Annotated in this window: 17 protein-coding genes; 5 read left to right on the forward strand and 12 right to left on the reverse strand. The window is 46.7% G+C overall.

All coding sequences use genetic code 11. From position 1 onward, the window contains the following. Positions 1-230: 230 nt before the first annotated feature. Positions 231-2,123 (forward strand): putative ATP-dependent zinc protease, encoded by a 1,893-nt coding sequence (locus tag L9Q39_RS01070; RefSeq protein ID WP_237483306.1) that lies wholly within the window; start codon positions 231-233, stop codon positions 2,121-2,123. Positions 2,124-2,180: 57 nt separating this feature from the next. Here L9Q39_RS01070 and L9Q39_RS01075 read toward each other — a convergent pair whose 3' ends face one another. Beyond that, positions 2,181-3,380 carry a CNNM domain-containing protein gene (locus tag L9Q39_RS01075; RefSeq protein WP_237483307.1) on the reverse strand — a complete coding sequence of 400 codons (1,200 nt, stop codon included), beginning with the start codon at positions 3,378-3,380 and terminating at the stop codon, positions 2,181-2,183. Between the two features lie 320 nt (positions 3,381-3,700). Between L9Q39_RS01075 and hupA the strand changes: the two genes are divergently transcribed. After that, a complete protein-coding gene (gene hupA / locus L9Q39_RS01080; RefSeq protein WP_237483308.1) occupies positions 3,701-3,973 on the forward strand; it encodes a nucleoid-associated protein HU-alpha in 273 nt (90 codons plus the stop codon). A gap of 209 nt (positions 3,974-4,182) precedes the next feature. Further along, positions 4,183-4,869 (forward strand): DUF1481 domain-containing protein, encoded by a 687-nt coding sequence (locus L9Q39_RS01085; RefSeq protein ID WP_237483309.1) that lies wholly within the window; start codon positions 4,183-4,185, stop codon positions 4,867-4,869. A gap of 95 nt (positions 4,870-4,964) precedes the next feature. On the opposite strand, the gene purD is transcribed toward L9Q39_RS01085, so the two are convergent. Continuing rightward, entirely contained in the window at positions 4,965-6,257 is a 1,293-nt protein-coding gene (gene purD / locus L9Q39_RS01090; protein ID WP_237483310.1) for a phosphoribosylamine--glycine ligase, read from the reverse strand. Between the two features lie 90 nt (positions 6,258-6,347). Next, entirely contained in the window at positions 6,348-7,940 is a 1,593-nt protein-coding gene (gene purH / locus L9Q39_RS01095) for a bifunctional phosphoribosylaminoimidazolecarboxamide formyltransferase/IMP cyclohydrolase (protein WP_237483311.1), read from the reverse strand. A gap of 387 nt (positions 7,941-8,327) precedes the next feature. On the opposite strand from purH, the gene zntR reads away from it, so the two are divergent. Both zntR and L9Q39_RS01105 read left to right on the forward strand, forming a co-directional pair. Further along, positions 8,328-8,729: a Zn(2+)-responsive transcriptional regulator gene (gene zntR, locus L9Q39_RS01100; RefSeq protein WP_237483312.1), complete on the forward strand. Its 402-nt coding sequence runs from the start codon at positions 8,328-8,330 to the stop codon at positions 8,727-8,729. An 87-nt stretch (positions 8,730-8,816) separates the two neighbouring features. Beyond that, positions 8,817-9,437, forward strand: a complete 621-nt coding sequence (locus tag L9Q39_RS01105; RefSeq protein WP_237483313.1) for an esterase/lipase family protein — start codon at positions 8,817-8,819, stop codon at positions 9,435-9,437. 108 nt (positions 9,438-9,545) lie between these two features. Here the strand turns inward: L9Q39_RS01105 and fis are convergent, their stop codons facing one another. The 9 genes from fis to L9Q39_RS01150 all read right to left on the reverse strand — a co-directional run bounded on the left by fis (position 9,546) and on the right by L9Q39_RS01150 (position 19,221). Then, positions 9,546-9,842, reverse strand: a complete 297-nt coding sequence (gene fis / locus L9Q39_RS01110) for a DNA-binding transcriptional regulator Fis (protein ID WP_237483314.1) — start codon at positions 9,840-9,842, stop codon at positions 9,546-9,548. 23 nt (positions 9,843-9,865) lie between these two features. Continuing rightward, the gene (gene dusB, locus L9Q39_RS01115) at positions 9,866-10,834 is read right to left on the reverse strand and encodes a tRNA dihydrouridine synthase DusB (protein ID WP_237483315.1); all 969 of its coding nucleotides are present in this window, start codon (positions 10,832-10,834) and stop codon (positions 9,866-9,868) included. Positions 10,835-11,082: 248 nt separating this feature from the next. Beyond that, positions 11,083-11,964 (reverse strand): 50S ribosomal protein L11 methyltransferase, encoded by an 882-nt coding sequence (gene prmA, locus L9Q39_RS01120; protein WP_237483316.1) that lies wholly within the window; start codon positions 11,962-11,964, stop codon positions 11,083-11,085. 96 nt (positions 11,965-12,060) lie between these two features. Further along, the gene (accC, locus tag L9Q39_RS01125) at positions 12,061-13,404 is read right to left on the reverse strand and encodes an acetyl-CoA carboxylase biotin carboxylase subunit (RefSeq protein WP_237483317.1); all 1,344 of its coding nucleotides are present in this window, start codon (positions 13,402-13,404) and stop codon (positions 12,061-12,063) included. A gap of 15 nt (positions 13,405-13,419) precedes the next feature. Continuing rightward, positions 13,420-13,881: an acetyl-CoA carboxylase biotin carboxyl carrier protein gene (accB, locus tag L9Q39_RS01130; RefSeq protein WP_237483318.1), complete on the reverse strand. Its 462-nt coding sequence runs from the start codon at positions 13,879-13,881 to the stop codon at positions 13,420-13,422. Positions 13,882-13,944: 63 nt separating this feature from the next. Continuing rightward, positions 13,945-14,394 (reverse strand): type II 3-dehydroquinate dehydratase, encoded by a 450-nt coding sequence (aroQ, locus tag L9Q39_RS01135; RefSeq protein ID WP_237483319.1) that lies wholly within the window; start codon positions 14,392-14,394, stop codon positions 13,945-13,947. 275 nt (positions 14,395-14,669) lie between these two features. Further along, the gene (gene acs / locus L9Q39_RS01140) at positions 14,670-16,619 is read right to left on the reverse strand and encodes an acetate--CoA ligase (protein WP_237483320.1); all 1,950 of its coding nucleotides are present in this window, start codon (positions 16,617-16,619) and stop codon (positions 14,670-14,672) included. Between the two features lie 123 nt (positions 16,620-16,742). Then, positions 16,743-17,363 carry a 3'-5' exonuclease gene (locus L9Q39_RS01145; protein WP_237483321.1) on the reverse strand — a complete coding sequence of 207 codons (621 nt, stop codon included), beginning with the start codon at positions 17,361-17,363 and terminating at the stop codon, positions 16,743-16,745. 31 nt (positions 17,364-17,394) lie between these two features. After that, positions 17,395-19,221, reverse strand: coding sequence for a DUF294 nucleotidyltransferase-like domain-containing protein (locus tag L9Q39_RS01150; RefSeq protein ID WP_237483322.1), 1,827 nt, complete (start codon positions 19,219-19,221; stop codon positions 17,395-17,397). Between the last annotated feature and the right edge of the window lie 228 nt (positions 19,222-19,449).

Genomic DNA, 19,449 nt, shown 5'->3' on the forward strand with positions numbered 1-19,449 from the left:
CTTGGTTTTATGATTTACCTATACAGATATGGGCAAAAGGTCGGTTTTGCAATTCTCGAGCGCGCTTTCTGCGGTTACGAAAGTCATATTTCGTTTTAATTCTGTGACTTTTTGCGTGATTTGTGGATGTTTTGCTGTGAATTTCTACAATAATTAAATACCGATGAAGAATGGAAGCTAACGATATTGCTCTATTTTTCATATAAATAGATATGGACAGGCAGATAACAATGAAACAAAACCTCGCTCGCGCCCTTATTTCGCTAATGATTTTGTGGAGTACGATAAGTTTTGCCGCTTCGGATCTTTCCACCACGGGTAATCCTCCACTCAGTGTTGATGAAAAAGTGGTGCTAGGTCGATTGGAAAATGTGTACATGCAAGATGTCGACAGCTTGGTCAACGTGCCTTTTATGGGAAAAATTGATACCGGAGCGGATACGACTTCCATGCATGCAACCCAGATATCTGTTGAAAGCCAGCATCCTGATTTTCAAGACCTAAAAAATGATAAGTTGCTCAAAGCCATGGTGGAAAAATTTGGAGCCTCGGGTCAAGACTGGCGAGAGTACCCAAATCAACAAGAGTTAAAACAACTCAAATCAACCGTGAGTTTTGTGATTCGCCATCCATACACAGGAGAGGCGATTACCTTGAAAAGACCACTCACAAGAGCCAGTGCGATCCGCAGTCGTTCTAGTGAGGAGCCTATTTATCGCCCGGTCGTCACATTACCATTAACGATTGCGGATACTCGAGTCGATACCGAGGTAAACCTGACCGACCGTAGCGGTTTTAGCTCCCCCATTTTGATTGGTAAAACTTTCTTGGAAAACCACGCATGGGTATTGGCTGGATATGACTATCTTCAGCAGCAATCCAAGGCGCGTATGATTGGACGCAGTGAGTCAGGCTTTGTGCAAGATACTCCGGTCGATGTCAGTCTCTCCTTGGTAAATAACTATTCAATATTGGGGGCAAGCAATATTGATATCGATGATAAAGCTCAGACAGTGACGTTTGATCTTCAAGGTCGCAAAGGCAAAATGGAACGAGTGACTTACCCAATAACCAGAATGTTGAAAGTCAGCGGTAAATCCTATCCACTGATCTATGTCCCATTTAAATCCGGCGAGAACTTCAATCGCTGGATACTGGTTTATTTAAAAGATAGATCCAAATTAAGCACTCAACTTAGACTCGGACTGAATACGATTAATCAGTACTTTGTTATCGATACCGCCGGCAATAACCTGTTGCAGGAGAAGCCGCAGCTATTTTCCGACCGCTTGAAGAATAAACCCTTGGTGGTTTCGCCAGTTGAAGAGGTAGTGCTCGATGGTTATCCGTTAAAGGCTAAGCCTTCTTTTGTGGTGAGTACGCCGCTGCTCAAAGTACAGAGCTTTGAAACCATTGAAGCAAAGGGCGCGGATAAGGTTGAGTACTTCTTATCGGACTTGCGTCATGGCGGAGATGACACGATACGCAAAACCATCCTTCGTAAAATTAAAGTCGGAGATACGGTCAGACCGGTCGTTGATGGTGAATTTATCGTCGGCGGTCAGAGGGTGGATGTCGATTTTGCGCTTGAAGTGTTAGATGACGGCGAGGGGGACGAGCCTTATTTCATCATCGGTAAGAAAGCGAGAGAGTCGGGGGTTTTGGTTAACCCACGCAGTGAACAGTTATTGGAATCCTATCCTATATTCAAAGCGGGACATATCGAAAATGCGACCGTCGAGGGACTCACTTTTCCTGTGAAACTGGATACTGGCGCGGACGTCAGTTCTATCAGTGCGACCGATATCAAGCAGTTCGAAAAAGAGGGCAAGTCATGGGTGACGTTTACCTACAGCAACGATATGGGAATGAAGCAAGAGTTTACTCGTGAAGTGGTGGGTAGCATGCGTATAAAGGCTAAGAAGGGTGAAAAGTCGACGGCTCGACCAGTGGTTAAAATGAAAGTGAAGCTTGGAGAGGTGGAAAAAACCATCAGGGTGAACTTGCAAGACCGCAGCCGTTTTCACTACAGCATGATTTTAGGTAAGAACTTCCTACGCTATGGTGCGTTAGTCAGTAGTGAGCAAAATTTCCTGTTGGGGAATGAGATTGATAGCTACTAGCAAGTTCATTGATTGCTAGAGACAAAAACGCCAACGGGTTTTCCGTTGGCGTTTTGCTTATGACTCTTTTTTTGGACTCTCTTTTTGAGAACTGTCTTCTTGAGTGCTTATATCTTGAGCGTTATCGTCAGCAGAGCTAGGTTCTGGCGACTCTTCCTCTGAGGCTGCTACTGGCTCTTGCTCGGTCTCTTGAGGTTCTTGGTCTTCAATGTCCGTACCATCAATCATACCGTGAGTCTCTTTCCAGTTCTCCCAACGTTGATAAGCCAACTCCTGCATATCGGTGGTTTTATCCGCTTCATCGACAATCTCTTGTCCGAGTAGATGCTCAAAAATATCTTCTAGGGTGAGAATGCCTTGAATGGTGCCGTACTCATCAACAATCATGGCGATTTGTAAACGATGAGCCATCATCTGCTCGAAGGCTTTTGGTAGCATCATGGTGTTGAATAGCACCTTAATGGGGCGCATTACATCACCAAGCGGTTGGTTGCCTTGCCCATGCTGCAGTAACTTGTACAGTTCAAGCTTATAAACAAAACCTAAGATATTGTCTTTATGTTCGCTATACACAAGCGGTCTTGAGAATGGACTGTCATGATGTTCATTCAAGAATTCCTCAACAGTCATTTCAGCACGAACGCGGAAAACCACGGGACGCGGTGTCATGACTTGAGTCACGGGAATATCTTGTATGTTCAGCAGGTTGGTTAATATATTCGACTCACCCTCAGCGAATTCGCCGCTTTCTCGAGCCAAAATAGCCATTGCAGAGAGTTCGTCACGCATTTTTGGTGACTCATGCCCGCGGGATAGCCTTTTGGTGATTTGTTCTGAGAACCACACAAAGGGTGTCAGCAACCAAACCATGTACTGAAGTATACGCGCCGATAGCGGAGCAAGTTGACGCCAGTATGTCGCACCTATGGTTTTAGGCACAATCTCAGAAAGAACCAAAATACCTAGCGTTAATACCGCAGAAAACACCCCTAACCATTGGTTGCCAAAGACTTTAGCTGCCTGCGCACCCGCACTCGCAGCACCAATGGTGTGAGCAATCGTGTTCAGGGTTAAAATTGACGCTAGCGGTCGGTCTATATCCGCCTTAAGTTTGTTTAGCTTATCCGCGGCGGGGTGGCCTTGTTGTCTTAGTCGGGCTAAGTAACTTGGAGTAATACTGAGAAGAACCGCTTCTAATACCGAACAGATAAAGGAAACGGAGATAGCTACTGTAACGTAAACCGTTAAGAGAAACATTGATGTCCTGTTTTATGCACACATCAACCTAACTTTGCTGCAAAGCGAGCCTGGTGCATTGTTGGTGAGTGCTTGTAAAATGTAGGCTGAGCGCAAGATTTATCAGGCTTATCTGACACTCAACAGTGCATTTATGCGTCATAATTACAAAAAACACAAGTTTTCAAATTCATTCTTTGAGTTACAAATTGTGAGTTGATGCTCATAAAATGGCTAAACATAACGCATAAACGAAAAAGATCGCTCACAAACCTTTGCCAGATAGGGTATTTATGATTTAGAGTTGCGTTAACTCGATAACATGAAGAAGGGAAACCTAAATGAATAAGACCCAATTAATCGACTTTATCGCTGAAAAAGCTGATCTGTCTAAAGCTCAAGCTAAACTAGCATTGGAAGCGACGCTTTCAGGTGTTACTGAAGCGCTAACTGAAGGTGAGCAAGTTCAACTAATTGGTTTTGGTACGTTCAAAGTAAATCACCGTGCAGCTCGCACTGGTCGTAACCCAAAAACTGGTGCTGAAATTCAAATCGCTGCAGCGAATGTTCCTGCTTTCGTAGCAGGTAAAGCGCTTAAAGACGCAGTTAAATAATTTTTTGGCGCTGGCTATCTTGGTCAGCGCCATATTCTTTCCTATCTATTTTACCTTTCTGTTCTCAAATCCCACATAAACAATTGATCCCCCGCTGAATTTGCCTTATTACTCTTTTGGTGTTTTTGCATCATTGAACCATGCTAGGTTGAGACTGTCTTACTAAGCATACGCTTACCGTCTTGAACTCTAGCCATAACAGGATATTCATGAAGAAATTTCTGCTGCCACTGCTGTTGGCAACGCTTATTGGTTGTTCCTCATCGACGACGCAATCCCTCAATCGGAGCTCAGAATATACCGGAGGGCAAACCTTAGGCGATGCCACAAGTCTGTATTGGTATACGGAGCGCTTATCACAACCCTATGAGGGCGCAGACTATGTCGACATGGGTGATTATGGGGGTTACCGTTCTCATTATCGCTGGAATGACGACTCACTAGTCGAGTTTGCCAGAGAGGGCGTACAAAATGATATCGACGCCGGAACTATCGAGTACAAGGTTCATGTTCGTTTTAATAAAAGCGGTGAGGCGGTTTATCAGCAGTATCGACGTAACGGTAAAGTGCTCCCTTTGCGAGCTGCCCAGCTAGAGAACTACCAAAGAGAAGCCCAGTTGCTGATACAGCAGGTCAAAAAGCAAGATGAAGAGGGTTTAGAGCTGATTCAAGGGCATTGGGACGGTAAGCAACTAGAAACCTGTAATGGCATCAAGTTTGATGACATTCGTTTTGAGCAAAAGCTACCTAACTTTGTGATTGAACGTTTAGCGGATGTAGAGAGCTATATTGCCTTTCTCGGTGCGACTCGTTTAACCGGAGTGAGAGTGGAACAACTGTTAATGCTAAAAAATAGCTCAGCAGACTGTCTCAAAAGACCGGTGTTATTTGATTAGAGTTTGATCGACGCTTCGAGCTAATAAACAGAGCCCCGCAACATAAGTTGCGGGGCTCTGTGGTTATTTAGACTCTGTTTTCGGCTTGTCGCCGATCAGTCTTGGTTTTGTTCACGGGCAATCGCACGATAGCCAATGTCATTGCGGTGGAACATACCGTCCCAGCTAATGGTTTTTGCTAACTGGTAGGCACGAGCTTGCGCTTCAGATACCGAGTTACCAAGTGCGGTTGCACACAGTACGCGACCGCCATTGGTCACGACATTGCCGTCTTTCTCAGTGGTGCCTGCGTGGAATACTTTCTCGCCTTCCACGTTTTCAGTCGCTAGACCTGAGATAACATCGCCCTTGTTGTATGCCGCAGGGTAGCCACCCGCTGCTAGTACGATACCAATTGACGCACGTGGGTCCCATTTAGACTCTACTTGATCCAGCTTCTTGTCGAGAGCGGCTTGGCAGAGCTCAACCATGTCAGATTGCATGCGCATCATGATAGGTTGGGTTTCAGGGTCGCCAAAGCGGCAGTTATATTCGATAACCTTAGGTGTGCCTTGGGCATCGATCATTAGACCGGCATATAAGAAACCAGTATAGGGATGACCTTCCGCTGCCATACCACGTACCGTTGGGTAGATCACTTCCTCCATGATGCGGTCATGAATTTCTGGCGTCACCACTGGCGCTGGTGAGTAAGCACCCATACCGCCCGTATTTGGTCCTGTGTCTTTGTCACCAACACGTTTGTGGTCTTGGCTAGTTGCCATTGGTAGAACGTTTTCCCCATCCACCATCACGATAAAGCTGGCTTCTTCGCCATCTAGGAACTCTTCAACCACCACTCGGCTGCCTGCTTCACCAAAGGCATTGCCTGCAAGCATATCCTTGATTGCGTCTTCTGCTTCTTCAAGCGTCATTGCAACGATAACGCCTTTACCTGCCGCTAGACCGTCCGCTTTAACCACGATAGGCGCGCCTTGTTCACGTACATAAGCCAGCGCAGGCTCAATCTCGGTAAAGTTCGCGTAAGCCGCGGTTGGGATTTGGTGACGAGCAAGGAAGTCCTTAGTGAACGCTTTGGAGCCCTCTAGCTGAGCTGCTGCTTGGGTTGGACCAAAGATTGGTAATCCCGCTTGTTGGAACGCATCCACAACACCAATAACCAGCGGCGCTTCAGGACCGACAATCGTTAATTCGATGTTTTTCTCTTGAGCAAAAGCGACTAAGCCTTGAACATCTTCGACATCGATAGCCACGTTCTCTAGCTTAGCTTCTAGCGCGGTACCTGCGTTACCCGGGGCAACAAAAACAGTCTCAACGTTTGGGTTTTGAGCTATTTTCCAGCCAAGTGCGTGTTCACGACCACCGGCACCAATAACAAGAACTTGCATAGTAAAATCCTTATGAATGATTCTGAAAGCCTCACTCAAAGGTGAGGCTGATGACCATTGTTAGAGCCTCGTGGCTCTATTGAGAATAAATTAGTGACGGAAGTGGCGCATGCCTGTGAAGATCATTGCCATACCGTGTTCATCGGCTGCGGCAATCACTTCGTCATCACGCATAGAGCCACCCGGTTGAATCACACACTTAATACCGGCTTCAGCAGCAGCGTCGATACCGTCGCGGAATGGGAAGAAAGCATCGGATGCCATCACACTACCCGCGACCTCTAGACCTTCGTCAGCGGCTTTGATGCCAGCAATCTTAGCTGAGTACACTCGGCTCATTTGACCTGCACCCACACCGATAGTCATGTCGCCTTTGGCGTAAACAATCGCGTTAGATTTAACGAACTTAGCCACTTTCCAGCAGAATAGCGCATCTTTTAGCTCTTCTTCTGTTGGTTGACGCTTAGAGACCACTTTAAGATCATCCACCGTCACCATACCTTGGTCACGATCTTGTACGAGTAGACCACCGTTGACGCGTTTAACATCAAAGCCTGTGGTTTTGCTTGCCCATTCGCCACACTCAAGTAGGCGTACGTTCTTCTTAGCGGCAACCACTTCAGCGGCAGCGGCAGAAACGCTAGGAGCAATGATGACCTCAACAAACTGACGCTCAACAATCGCAGAAGCGGTTTCAGCATCAAGCTCTTGGTTGAATGCGATAATGCCGCCGAACGCTGAGGTTGGGTCGGTTTGGTATGCGCGGTTGTAGGCTTCTAGCAAGTCTTTACCGAGGGCAACACCGCATGGATTGGCGTGTTTAACAATCACACAGGCTGGCTGGTCAAACTCTTTCACACATTCAAGAGCAGCGTCTGTGTCGGCAATGTTGTTATAAGACAGCGCCTTACCTTGAAGCTGGCGAGCGGTCGCGACAGACGCTTCCTCTGGGTTAGATTCCACATAGAAAGCCGCAGCTTGGTGGCTGTTTTCACCATAGCGCATGTCTTGCTTCTTCTCGAACTGTTGGTTGAAGGTACGAGGGAACTTAGACTCTTGGTCGCCTTCTTTGTTCTCACCGTAAGATGGCACCATCGTACCAAAGTAGTTAGCGATCATGCCGTCATAAGAAGCGGTATGCTCGAAAGCCGCGATAGCAAGATCAAAACGCGTCTCTAGTGTCAGTGACTTGTCGTTGGCATCCATTTCAGCAATCACACGGTCGTAGTCGTGAGCGTTAACAACAATCGTGACGTCTTTATGGTTTTTAGCGGCAGAACGAACCATAGTTGGACCGCCGATATCGATATTTTCTACCGCATCTTCCAGCGTACAGCCTTCTTTTGCGACCGTCGCTGCAAATGGATATAGGTTAACGACAACCATATCAATTGGGTTGATGCCGTGTGTGTTCATCACTTCATCATCTTGGCCGCGACGACCTAATACGCCACCATGTACTTTTGGATGCAGGGTCTTAACGCGACCATCCATCATCTCAGGGAAGCCTGTGTAATCAGAGACTTCTGTTACTGCGATACCTTTCTCAGCCAGTAGGCGAGCAGTACCGCCCGTTGAAAGGATATCAACACCACGTTGTGCTAGAGCTTGGGCAAACTCAACAATACCAGTTTTGTCAGATACGCTGATAAGAGCGCGGCGAATAGGACGAGCGTTGTTCATGCTTCTGTCTTCCTTTAAGTCACAGAGTTAACGTTGCTGTGTGTAAGCAAGTGTTAGCTTACTTACCGCATAAAGATGGTTGCCAAAACAGACAAGCAGGGGTTAATTTAACCTAAGTGTGTTCTGTTTTAGTAACGACCCTTTAGGGGATAGGTGAAATAAAACGGCAAGGGTGCCTCATGAATAGAAGCGGCCTATGAGTTTTATATTTGGATGCTATGGTTGATCTGTTGCTCAAGCACTCAAAAATACACCGATCTCAATTTGGTGCGTATTCTAACCAATCTATTGCCAAAAAGCTCGCGCAATCGTTTGGCATCGCAAAAAAAACAGTAAAAAAACAGCGTTCAGACTGTTTTTATAATCAAGAGGTCAATATAAAAGGTTATGTTTCAGATAGGTGAGCTAGCAAAACGCTGTGAAATTTCTACTGATACCCTACGTTTTTACGAGAAAAACCAGCTACTGTCGCCTGCAGGTCGCAGTGAGTCGGGATACCGACTTTATAATGAAGAGAGTCAGCATAGAGTTGGATTTATTCTCAAAGCCAAGCAGATCGGTTTGAGCTTGGATGAAATTAAAGAGCTATTAGGCATCAAGCTGGAAGCGACCGAACACAGTTGTGCAGAAGTTAAAGCGATTACTTCCACTAAGTTGCAAGAGATCGATAGCAAAATTGCAGAGTTAACTCGTATACGTGCCGCGTTAAAGAAAATTAATGATGCTTGCTGTGGTCATCAACACTCAGCGAGTCACTGTTCTATTCTAGCCGCACTGGAGCAAGAGTAGCCGATAAGAGTATCGGTCGAAGCGATGCTGTTGTTTTTGTTGTGTTGATGTTTATTGTGAGGTTTTGATGGGAAGGAAGACGCTAAGATGAATATTATTATCCTCCATGGTTTGTATATGCATGGCATTGTTATGCGCCCATTAAGTCAGAATATACGAGAATTGGGCTACACCACCCAGATAGTGACCTATAACACCTTAGCGATTAATGAAGAAAAGCTTTTTGCTTCCATCGATCATGCCTTATCGCGCAGTAGCACCAATGTCCTAGTCGGGCATAGCTTAGGGGGCATTGTGATTAAGCACTATCTGACCTCACGAAAACCGTGTGTGCAGACTATTTCTCATGTCGTCACTATCGGGTCACCACTGCAAGGGGCTTCCGTGGTGGAGCGAGTCGAAAAATTAGGCTTGGGGGCGTTATTAGGTAACTCCGGTAGTTTTGGTCTTAAAGCGCATCAAGATATCTGGCAGCACCCACAAAAGCTGGGCAGTATTGCCGGTGATATCCCTGTAGGCGTTCGCCCATTGTTAATGATGAGTCGTTCAGAGTCAGATGGTACTGTGACGGTCGAAGAAACTCGAATTGAAGGTATGACAGACCATATCGTCACTCAACAGACCCACACCAGTTTGATCTACAGCCGATTTGTCAGTCAGCAGATTGACCACTTTATTCGATATGATGGTTTTAAACATGGCTCGTGAGTGGAATTCATTAGGGTAATCGCTGGGTACTTGTCGGGGGCATAAATGCAAAAGGCCTGACTAATAGATTAGCCAGGCCTTTGAAAACAGTGAATGACAGCTTAGCTATCAGTTCATGCCATATTTTTTTAGCTTCTTGCGAAGAGTACCGCGGTTGATACCCATCATAGTCGCAGCGCGAGTTTGGTTGCCGCGAGTGTACTGCATGATGGTGTCTAGTAGCGGCTGTTCAACTTCCGCTAGTACTAGTTCATACAATTCAGAGACGTCTTGACCATTTAATTGTGCCAGGTAGTTCTTTAGAGACGCTTTTACAGAGTCGCGTAGTGGCTTCTGAGTGATTTGGTCTTGAGATGTTACTGTAGTAACTGTCAATGGTTCTGAAGTCAAATTTTGTTCGAACATAATCGGTTTAGCTCTTCTCGTAATTATGATGCAACGTTTTCAAAATAGCCTTGAAGTGCGTCTAACTGCTGATTAGCAGCTTCGATGCCATTAAAGGCACGGCGGAACTCACTGGCTTGCTCATGTTCTTTTAAATACCAACCAACATGCTTACGAGCGATGCGTGGGCCTAGGTACTCACCATAGAACTGATGTAGTGCCTGAACATGACCGAGCAAAATTGCCTTCACGTCCTCAAGAGGGCGCTGAGGCATCAGTGTACCGTTTTCCAAGTAGTGTTGGATTTCCTCGAAAATCCATGGCCGTCCTTGGGCCGGACGTCCAATCATTAAAGCGTCAGCACCAGTGTAATCCAGTACGTATTTGGCTTTTTCTGGATTATCAATATCGCCGTTGGCGATAACGGGAATCGAAATAGCCTGTTTGACCGCTTTAATGCTGTCGTATTCTGCCAGACCTTTATACATACAGGCTTTAGTGCGTCCATGGAGCGCTAACGCTTGAATGCCACAGTCTTCGGCAAGTTTTGCTATTTGGACACAGTTTTTATTGTCTGTATCCCAGCCAGTGCGGGTTTTCAGTGTCACAGGGACATCGACTGCGTTGACTACGGCTTTCAGAATATCTTCGATAATCTTTGGATATTGCAGTAGCGCAGAGCCCGCCAGCTTTTTGTTCACTTTTTTTGCAGGACAACCCATATTGATATCGATGATTTGCGCACCGTTTTCAACGCTGAATTGTGCCGCCTCGGCCATAAGCTGAGGGTCGGCGCCTGCAATCTGCACAGAGCGAATACCTGACTCGCCCTCATGAACCATGCGTTGCTGTGATTTTGCTGTTTTCCACAGTTTTGGGTTAGAGGACATCATTTCACTGACGGCCATACCCGCACCGTAACGAAGGCACAACTCACGGAACGGTCTATCGGTTACACCAGCCATAGGAGCAACGATAAGGTTGTTGTTAAGTTGGTATTGTCCGATTCTCAAAACAGCGCCACAGGTTTACACAAGCAAGGGCGCGCATTTTACGCATTTTTTCGATGCGTGAAAAGACTAATATTTGAGCATTTACAATTTGTTTCTTTAAATTGTCTAAAATTCAGCCTGTTAGAGGTGAAACTATTCTTAATTCACGCAATAAAGTCACATTGAAATGGAATTCAATGTGACTTGTGATGCTAACGTGCGGATTTTTAGACGATGTTACTTGTGGGTGCTATGTGCGTTGAGAGCGGTTACTTACGTCCAGAAATGCGACACCACTCATTAAGCTCAACAATGGGATCAATAGTCATGTCATCACGGTAGTGGTTGGCAACGTCTTCGGCTTGGGTATCGAGTACACCCGACATAGCCAGTTGCCCGCCAGGCTTCACGAGTCCTTTAATCACGCCAGCAAGATCTCTCAAAGGTCCGGCGAGAATATTGGCAACAACAACATCGGCGACTAAACCTTCCGGCTGGTCTTGAGGAAGGAATAGCGTTAATTGATCGGCAACACCATTGCGTTGTGCATTGTCTTTAGAGGCAATCAGGGCTTGAGGGTCGATATCAATGCCGATGACTTTCTCAGCGCCAAGTTTGATGGCTGCAATGGCTAAAATACCTGAACCACAACCAAAATCGATCACGGTTTTGCCTGCAAGATCCAATGAATCTAACCACTCAAGGCAGAGAGCGGTTGTTGGGTGAGTACCAGTACCGAAAGCAAGACCGGGATCCAGCATCACGTTTACCGCTTGTGGATCGGGAACATCACGCCAACTTGGGCACACCCATAGGCGTTGACCAAACTGCATTGGGTGGAAGTTTTCCATCCATTCTCTTTCCCAATCTTTATCTTCGAGTTGCTCAACTTTGTAAGCAAAACCTTCAGCGAGTAACTTGCTTGCGGTAATTTGTTCTAGAACCCATTTGGTGTCGGCTTCTGCATCATATAGCGCAACAATATCCGTATCACCCCAAAGGCGCGTTTCACCGGGTAGCGGTTCAAAAACCGGAGTGTCTTTAGCATCAAGGAAAGTCGCTGATAGCGCCCCTGTTTGCTCCATAAGCATATCGCCGATTTGTTCAGCGTTTTCGTTGGTAGCGTTCAGTTTGATTTGAATCCAAGGCATTGGTTGGGTCCTAGCATGATGAATTTTGCGCAGAGTTTAGCAGATAACCTAGTTAGTCGGCATAAAAAAACCCGCCGAGGCGGGTTTTCAATCACATTAGCTGAGTCCAAGCTTCTTCTCAAGATAGTGGATGTTAGCCCCACCATGCTGGAAGTTTTCATCGTTCATAATGGCTTCTTGCAATGGGATATTGGTTTTAATCCCTTCGATGATCATTTCACCTAACGCATTCTTCATGCGTGCAATGGCAACATCACGGTTTTCACCGTAAGTGATCAACTTGCCGACCATTGAGTCGTAATGAGGAGGTACGGTATAGCCTGTGTAGATATGAGACTCCCAGCGCACACCCATTCCACCAGGAGAATGGAAGCGAGTGATCGTCCCCGGACAGGGTAAGAAGCGCTCCGGATCTTCGGCGTTAATACGACACTCAATCGCGTGACCACGCAGCTTAATATCGTCTTGAGTAAAGGAGAGAGGCTGACCCGCGGCAACACGAAGCTGCTCTTTGATCAGGTCGACACCAGTTACCATTTCCGTCACAGGGTGTTCTACCTGAATACGCGTATTCATTTCAATAAAGTAGAATTCACCATTTTCATATAGGAATTCGAATGTCCCTGCGCCACGGTAGCCGATCTCAAGACAGGCGCGAGTACAGCGTTCACCAATGTACTTGCGCATTTCTTCAGTAATACCCGGCGCTGGTGCTTCTTCGACAACTTTCTGGTGACGACGCTGCATTGAGCAGTCACGTTCACCTAAGTGAATCGCACCACCTTGTCCATCGGCAATGATCTGCACTTCAACGTGACGTGGGTTTTCTAGGAATTTTTCCATGTAAACGATGTCGTTGTTGAACGCTGCTTTAGCTTCTGCGCGTGTCATTGCGATAGCTTCAACCAGATCAGCTTCAGCACGAACCACACGCATACCGCGACCGCCACCGCCGCCAGAAGCTTTAATGATCACTGGGTAACCAATGCGCTTAGCGTGGGCTTTGTTTTTTGCATCGTCATTGTCTAGTGGACCGTCTGAACCCGGTACACAAGGCACGCCTGCTTTTTTCATTGCAGTGATAGCAGAGACTTTATCACCCATCATGCGAATGGTATCCGCTTTAGGACCAATAAAGATAAAACCAGAGCGTTCTACCTGCTCGGCAAAGTCGGCGTTCTCAGAAAGAAAGCCATAGCCCGGGTGAATAGCTACTGCGCCTGTTACTTCAGCCGCAGAAATGATGCGCGGGATATTTAGGTAACTGTCGATACCGCGAGCAGGACCAATACAGATAGACTCATCAGCTAAAAGTACGTGTTTGAGATCTCGGTCAGCCGTTGAGTGAACAGCAACCGTTTTAATGCCAAGCTCTTTACAAGCTCGCAAGATACGAAGGGCGATTTCCCCTCGGTTAGCGATAACAACTTTATCTAACATGATTTCGCGCCTCGCTTATTCGATGATGACAAGCGGCTGATCGAACTCAACAGGTTGGCCATCTTCAACAAGAATTGCAGTTACAACACCAGATTTGTCTGATTCGATTTGGTTCATCATCTTCATTGCTTCTACGATACACAGTGTGTCGCCAGCATTAACAGATTGACCGACTTCGATGAAAGATTTCGAATCTGGACTTGGAGCACGGTAGAAAGTACCGACCATTGGAGACAGAACTTGGTGACCTGTCGGTGCTGCTGGAGCCGCTTCTTCAGCCACAGGTGCGGCGGCAACTGGAGCTGCTGGCGCGACCGCTGGAGCCGGTGCTGCAGCATATTGAATTGGAGCAGGCGCTAGGTGCGCAGGTGTGCTGCGGCTGATACGTACCGACTCTTCACCTTCAGAGATCTCTAGCTCAGCAATGCCAGATTCTTCAACCAGTTCAATCAGTTTTTTTATTTTGCGAATATCCATGTTTTTGTCTCTTTATCTTGTGAGTAAGACGTCCTCAGAGATTTGAGGTCGTAGAGTATTTTGTTAATTTTGCTTTAGCGTCTTAATCGCCGCTTGTAGCGCAAATTCATAGCCTTGTGAGCCAAGCCCACAGATCACGCCTTTCGCCACATCCGACAAATAAGAATGGTGACGGAATGTTTCTCGGGCATGAACGTTGGATAAGTGAACTTCAATAAATGGGATAGCAACCCCAAGCAGTGCATCACGCAAAGCGACACTGGTATGGGTAAATGCGGCAGGGTTTATAATGATAAAATCGGTATTGCCCATTGCTGCATGAATCGCTTCGATTAACTCATATTCACGATTTGATTGAAGATGGGTTAACTCAACGTCTGCCTTTGCAGCAAGCGCCGTCAAGTTATCAATAATTTGCGTAAGTGTTTCAGCACCGTAGTGCCCAGGTTCCCTAACGCCTAATAAGTTGAGATTTGGGCCATTTAGAACCAGAATTCGAGACTTTGCTGTCATAATGTCGCCATCTTCGGTTAACGTGAAATAATCGTCCTTTATTTCAAGTCTACATAAAAAACAGGGTGAGTGAGAAGCCCATTTTTCCCAGTTTTTAAAAAGTTGACCAAGATTATAGCTAATTCAAAACATTTAGCAGCAATTTACTGGTCTAATCTCCCAGTGTTGTTCTTTGAATTTGTAACACAGGGCACGTTTTTATTGCGTGCCACAAGATGAAAACAAACAAGCCGCCATTATAAAGGCGGCTTGTTTCATGCTTGTTAATGTTAAATTTAAGCGAGTTCGGCTTTTTCTGCGATAAGTTTATCGACCACACTTGGGTCCGCCAATGTGGAAGTATCCCCCAAGTTAGCGGTATCACCAGTGGCAATTTTACGCAGAATACGACGCATGATTTTGCCAGAGCGAGTTTTCGGCAATGAATCGGTCCAATGTAGAACATCGGGGGTGGCGATGGGACCTATCTCTTTGCGCACCCACTCTTTGACTTCTTTGTGTAATTCTGCCGACGGGAATTCCCCATCGTTGAGAGTGATGTAGGCGTAGATAGCTTGCCCTTTGATGTCATGAGGAATACCCACAATGGCGGCCTCGGCGATTTTATCAAAGGCGACTAACGCTGATTCAATTTCCGCTGTCCCCATTCTATGGCCAGACACATTGAGCACATCATCCACACGACCTGTTATCCAGTAGTAGCCGTCTTCATCTCGTCTTGCTCCATCACCGCTGAAGTACATGCCCCTAAAGGTGGAAAAATAGGTTTGCTCAAAGCGGTCATGGTCACCGTAGACCGTGCGCATCTGTCCCGGCCATGAGTCAAGGATCACTAAGTTGCCTTCCGCAGCACCTTCAACAAGATGACCCATGTTGTCGACCAGAGCCGGTTGCACACCAAAGAAAGGTCGCGTTGCCGATCCCGGCTTTAACTCGGTTGCGCCGGGTAACGGAGTAATCAAGATACCGCCGGTTTCGGTTTGCCACCAAGTATCGACAATCGGCGATTGTTCGTTACCGATGGCGCGGTAGTACCATTCCCAAGCCTCGGGGTTAATCGGTTCGCCAACAGAACCCATGACGCGAAGACTGGTTCTTGTTGTTCCCGTTGTCGCTTCATCGCCTTTTGCCATCAGTGCGCGAATCGCAGTCGGCGCGGTGTAAAGAATATTGACCTGATGTTTATCGACCACTTCGCTCATGCGACTGGTGCTTGGGTAATTAGGCACACCCTCAAATAACAGTGTTTTGGCACCATTAGCAAGTGGACCATAGATAAGATAAGAGTGACCAGTAATCCAACCTACATCCGCAGTACACCAATAGGTTTCACCGGGTTGATAGTCGAACACATATTTGAAAGTCATCGCGGCATAGACCAGATAACCCCCCGTTGTATGCAGCACGCCTTTGGGTTTTCCGGTCGAGCCGGAAGTGTAAAGGATAAACAGTGGGTCTTCGGCGTTCATCTCTTCAGGAGGGCAATCGTCAGAAACATTCGCGGTTGCCTTATGCCACCAGACATCTCGATGGGAATGCCAATCAATGTCTGCCCCCGTGCGCTGCAGTACAATCACTTTTGCAACCGCATTCGTTTCTGGGTTGGTTAGCGCTTCATCGACATTTTTCTTCAAGGGGACAGCACGACCACCACGGATCCCTTCATCAGCGGTGATCACCACTTTTGCGTCTGAGTCGATAATACGTCCGGAGAGCGCTTCAGGAGAAAACCCACCAAACACCACAGTGTGAACCGCCCCAATCCGCGTACAAGCTAACATCGCAATCGCTGCCTCAGGCACCATTGGCATATAGAGACAGACCACATCACCTTTATGTACTCCGTTGGCTTTGAGAGCGTTGGCAAAGAGGCAGACTTGTTGATGCAGTTGGTTGTAGGTCAGGGTCAAGTCGTCTTGTGGGTCATCCCCTTCCCAAATAATGGCAACGTCATCGCCTTTGCTGGCTAGGTGGCGATCGATGCAGTTTGCGGAAACATTGAGTGTACCGTCTTCAAACCATTTAATGTCGATATGCCCGGTATCGAATGAGGTTTGCTTCACTTGGGTAAATGGCTTTATCCAATCTACGATCTTGCCATGTTCACTCCAGAAGGTTTCAGGGTCGGTGACAGATTGCTGATACATCGAAAGATAGGTGTCGTTATCCGCATGGGTATGAGCCTTGATATTTTCTTTAACCGGATAAACATGAACGTCACTCATTGCATCTCTCCTTGTCGATTGAGTTGTTGGTTATAACTCTCGGCTACAAGCGGTTATTGGGCAATTAGACTTTAGGCTTAGGTTTCAGCTTATTAAGACCGTAAAGTTCGAGCTAACATGAGGTTAGTGTTGAAATGGTGGCAAGGTACTGCGGGTTAATTTGACAAAAATAAGCGCAGCGGTTTTTGAGTCTTCCAGTGCATCGTGTTTATTGTAGCTTGGAATTTGCAGATGGCGGCAGATAGACTCTAAGCTCAGATCGAAGTAGCCATTCGGTAACTGTTTTAGCAGCTGGTCGTGATATATCTGACTGACTTCGATAAGTCGATTAGGCAATGGGAAGCCAACGTGCTTTTTACAGATCCGGTCGAGAATTTTTTTGTCATAGCGAATGTGATACCCGACTAAGGGGCGATTGCCGATAAACTCTAGCAGAGCCAAGATGGCTTGTTGTTCAGAGGCACCATTGGCGAGTTCTTGATGGGTAATATGGTGGACTTTTATCGAGTGTTGATCGAGTGACTCTGGGGCGCGTAAGCGAATATCAAAAGGCTGACTGGTGATGATGCGGTTGTCGATAATTTTGGTGGCAGCAATTGATATAACATCGGCAACGTTTGGGTCTAAGCTCGTCGTTTCACAATCAAGAGAAACAAACTCATTGCCAGAGGGCGTTTCAAATAGACAACGATAGGGGCTTTTCTTGAGTTTATGTCGCCAATATAAGGCTGCGATACGATTCATAATGCCACTTCCTTGTTCACAACATGGGTCATCAATGACGAATTTGGTAGTGATAGCCAAGCCACTGCTTGAATTTCTTTACGATGTGCAAACTGTGTCTCAGCAGATCTCGTTCCGGTCTATCGAGCTGCTGCAAGCTAATGGTGTTGGTGGTTTCTTGGCTGCTGAGTTGTTGATGCAAGCGCAATTTTAGTAGCTGTTTCAATGCCTCAGACAAGTTGTCAGCGGTGGAGGTTTCTAACACATTAGCGCTGACTAAGGCTTCAATTCGTTCGAAGGTATTGGTGGCACTAATTCCATATTCAAGACTGAGGGCGCGAACCCCATGAATGATTGGGAAGATCCCTCCTTGTTTGATATCTAATCCGCCTTTTTCCGACTTGACGTTACCAAACAGCGTAAGAGGCAAAGCAAAGTTAATGGCAGGGCGGGTGAACTCAGACAACAGCTGCTCTTTATCGACTAAAGTCTGGGTTAAATGCTGTTTAACGGGCTGAAAAAGTTCGCTATTGCCGGCGACCGGTCGAGCGTCGGCGAGAATGGCTAACTCCATGACCGCGTTTGGATTGGCAGCGGAAACCAGATGGTCAATATGCTGCTGCCATTGAGGTAAACTTTTTACCCACTGAACATTGGAAACCATCACTTCACCGGGACAGAGTGGGTAGCCCAAGCGCGCCAAGGTGTGTGTGAGTGATTTGAGCGTGGCGTCTTGGTTTGGCCATTCCAAGCCCTCTCTGATGATTAACGCGTTGTCTTGATCCGTTTTCAGTATCTGTTCACATCGACCTTCGGAGCCCATCACCATTAAGCAGCAATGACCTTGCATTGCGGGAGGCAGCACCAGTTCAAAGGCTTTCTCTATGATTTGATCGTTGATAGCGGACGTTAACTCCATCATAAATCGGGTACGGACACCGTTATTGATCAGTTGGCTCACCAGCTTTCTTTGCTGAACCGAAACCAGTGCCAATTCATCGACACTTGAAGCGCGCGCGATACTCAGGGTAATGACATGAGAATGGGTCGAAAAGGCACTGAGGATCTGAGTCATATCCAACATGCCTACCGCTTGATTCCCTTGGCTGACCATCAAGCGTTTCACTTTTTGTTTGGTCATTGCCACCATGGCATTAAATAAGAAATCGCCGTGTTCTACCTTATGCACTGGGTAAGTGGCGATGCGCCCGATACTTTGCTCTCGGTCGAGCTGTTCGAACACGAGGCTATGTAGCAGGTTAGTACGAGTAATGATGCCATAAGGCAGCGGGTTGGCAGCGTGTTGCCGTCTGGGGTCATCGTGCGACAACTCGACAAGGGCGGCATCGATACCAAAATCGACCAATTCCTGAGTCGCTGCAACTATGCTCATTTGTGCTGAGAGAATCAGTGGCGGGTGGTAGATCTCTTTGCTGACCTTGGTGAGCACAAATTCGGTTAAGTACTGCTGTTTTTTCGATTGGTCTAGCAACTGTTGTCGGTAAGCCAGACTGGTATTGAAATAGGCGGCAAATTGACCGTTTTGTTGATAGAGACGAGTAAACACCTCTTTGGGAATCAGGTAAGTGAGCGTATCTTCAAGGGCGACGTAATTGTGCTTGGTAGTGCCATCGAGTAGCGCCCGAACGTCGAACATATCATCAAAGGTGTAGTGAGCGTAAATCTCTTGCCCTTGGCTGTCACGCTCCTCGACCGAGCCTTTGATAATAACAAACAGTTGCTGGCTGCAATGCCCGGCACGCAGGATAAGCTCATTTTCACGGTAATAGGCGACATCTAAGCTGGCGCGCAGCTCTTTCTGTCCCGCTACAGACAGCCGATCAAAGGGTGGAGATGACATATTAAACTTATCGGGCATAACAGGCACCTTGGGGTAAACGCTGTGAAATCAGCTTCAGATACAGTTCACGAGTTATAGTGTGGCAAAAGCTAGGACAAGCTCCAGACGACTTTAGTCGAATATTGCCTAAGTGTTTTAAGAGAGAGTGACTCGCTTTGCCCTATTATTTTAGTACGTCCGCTTTTGAGGAAATGGTGAGTTGCAAACAATTCCCTTTTTCAGGGAGTTGGGTCGTTGCATAATAGG

The sequence above is a fragment of the Vibrio hippocampi genome (assembly GCF_921292975.1).
Classification (GTDB): domain Bacteria; phylum Pseudomonadota; class Gammaproteobacteria; order Enterobacterales; family Vibrionaceae; genus Vibrio; species Vibrio hippocampi.

Bases quoted from the DNA above. Each gene is read 5' to 3' on its own strand.
- L9Q39_RS01070 (WP_237483306.1), top strand. From the start codon at position 231: ATGAAACAAAACCTCGCTCGCGCCCTTATTTCGCTAATGATTTTGTGG.
- L9Q39_RS01075 (WP_237483307.1), bottom strand. From the start codon at position 3,380: ATGTTTCTCTTAACGGTTTACGTTACAGTAGCTATCTCCGTTTCCTTT.
- hupA (WP_237483308.1), top strand. From the start codon at position 3,701: ATGAATAAGACCCAATTAATCGACTTTATCGCTGAAAAAGCTGATCTG.
- L9Q39_RS01085 (WP_237483309.1), top strand. From the start codon at position 4,183: ATGAAGAAATTTCTGCTGCCACTGCTGTTGGCAACGCTTATTGGTTGT.
- purD (WP_237483310.1), bottom strand. From the start codon at position 6,257: ATGCAAGTTCTTGTTATTGGTGCCGGTGGTCGTGAACACGCACTTGGC.
- purH (WP_237483311.1), bottom strand. From the start codon at position 7,940: ATGAACAACGCTCGTCCTATTCGCCGCGCTCTTATCAGCGTATCTGAC.
- zntR (WP_237483312.1), top strand. From the start codon at position 8,328: ATGTTTCAGATAGGTGAGCTAGCAAAACGCTGTGAAATTTCTACTGAT.
- L9Q39_RS01105 (WP_237483313.1), top strand. From the start codon at position 8,817: ATGAATATTATTATCCTCCATGGTTTGTATATGCATGGCATTGTTATG.
- fis (WP_237483314.1), bottom strand. From the start codon at position 9,842: ATGTTCGAACAAAATTTGACTTCAGAACCATTGACAGTTACTACAGTA.
- prmA (WP_237483316.1), bottom strand. From the start codon at position 11,964: ATGCCTTGGATTCAAATCAAACTGAACGCTACCAACGAAAACGCTGAA.
- accC (WP_237483317.1), bottom strand. From the start codon at position 13,404: ATGTTAGATAAAGTTGTTATCGCTAACCGAGGGGAAATCGCCCTTCGT.
- accB (WP_237483318.1), bottom strand. From the start codon at position 13,881: ATGGATATTCGCAAAATAAAAAAACTGATTGAACTGGTTGAAGAATCT.
- aroQ (WP_237483319.1), bottom strand. From the start codon at position 14,394: ATGACAGCAAAGTCTCGAATTCTGGTTCTAAATGGCCCAAATCTCAAC.
- acs (WP_237483320.1), bottom strand. From the start codon at position 16,619: ATGAGTGACGTTCATGTTTATCCGGTTAAAGAAAATATCAAGGCTCAT.
- L9Q39_RS01145 (WP_237483321.1), bottom strand. From the start codon at position 17,363: ATGAATCGTATCGCAGCCTTATATTGGCGACATAAACTCAAGAAAAGC.
- L9Q39_RS01150 (WP_237483322.1), bottom strand. From the start codon at position 19,221: ATGCCCGATAAGTTTAATATGTCATCTCCACCCTTTGATCGGCTGTCT.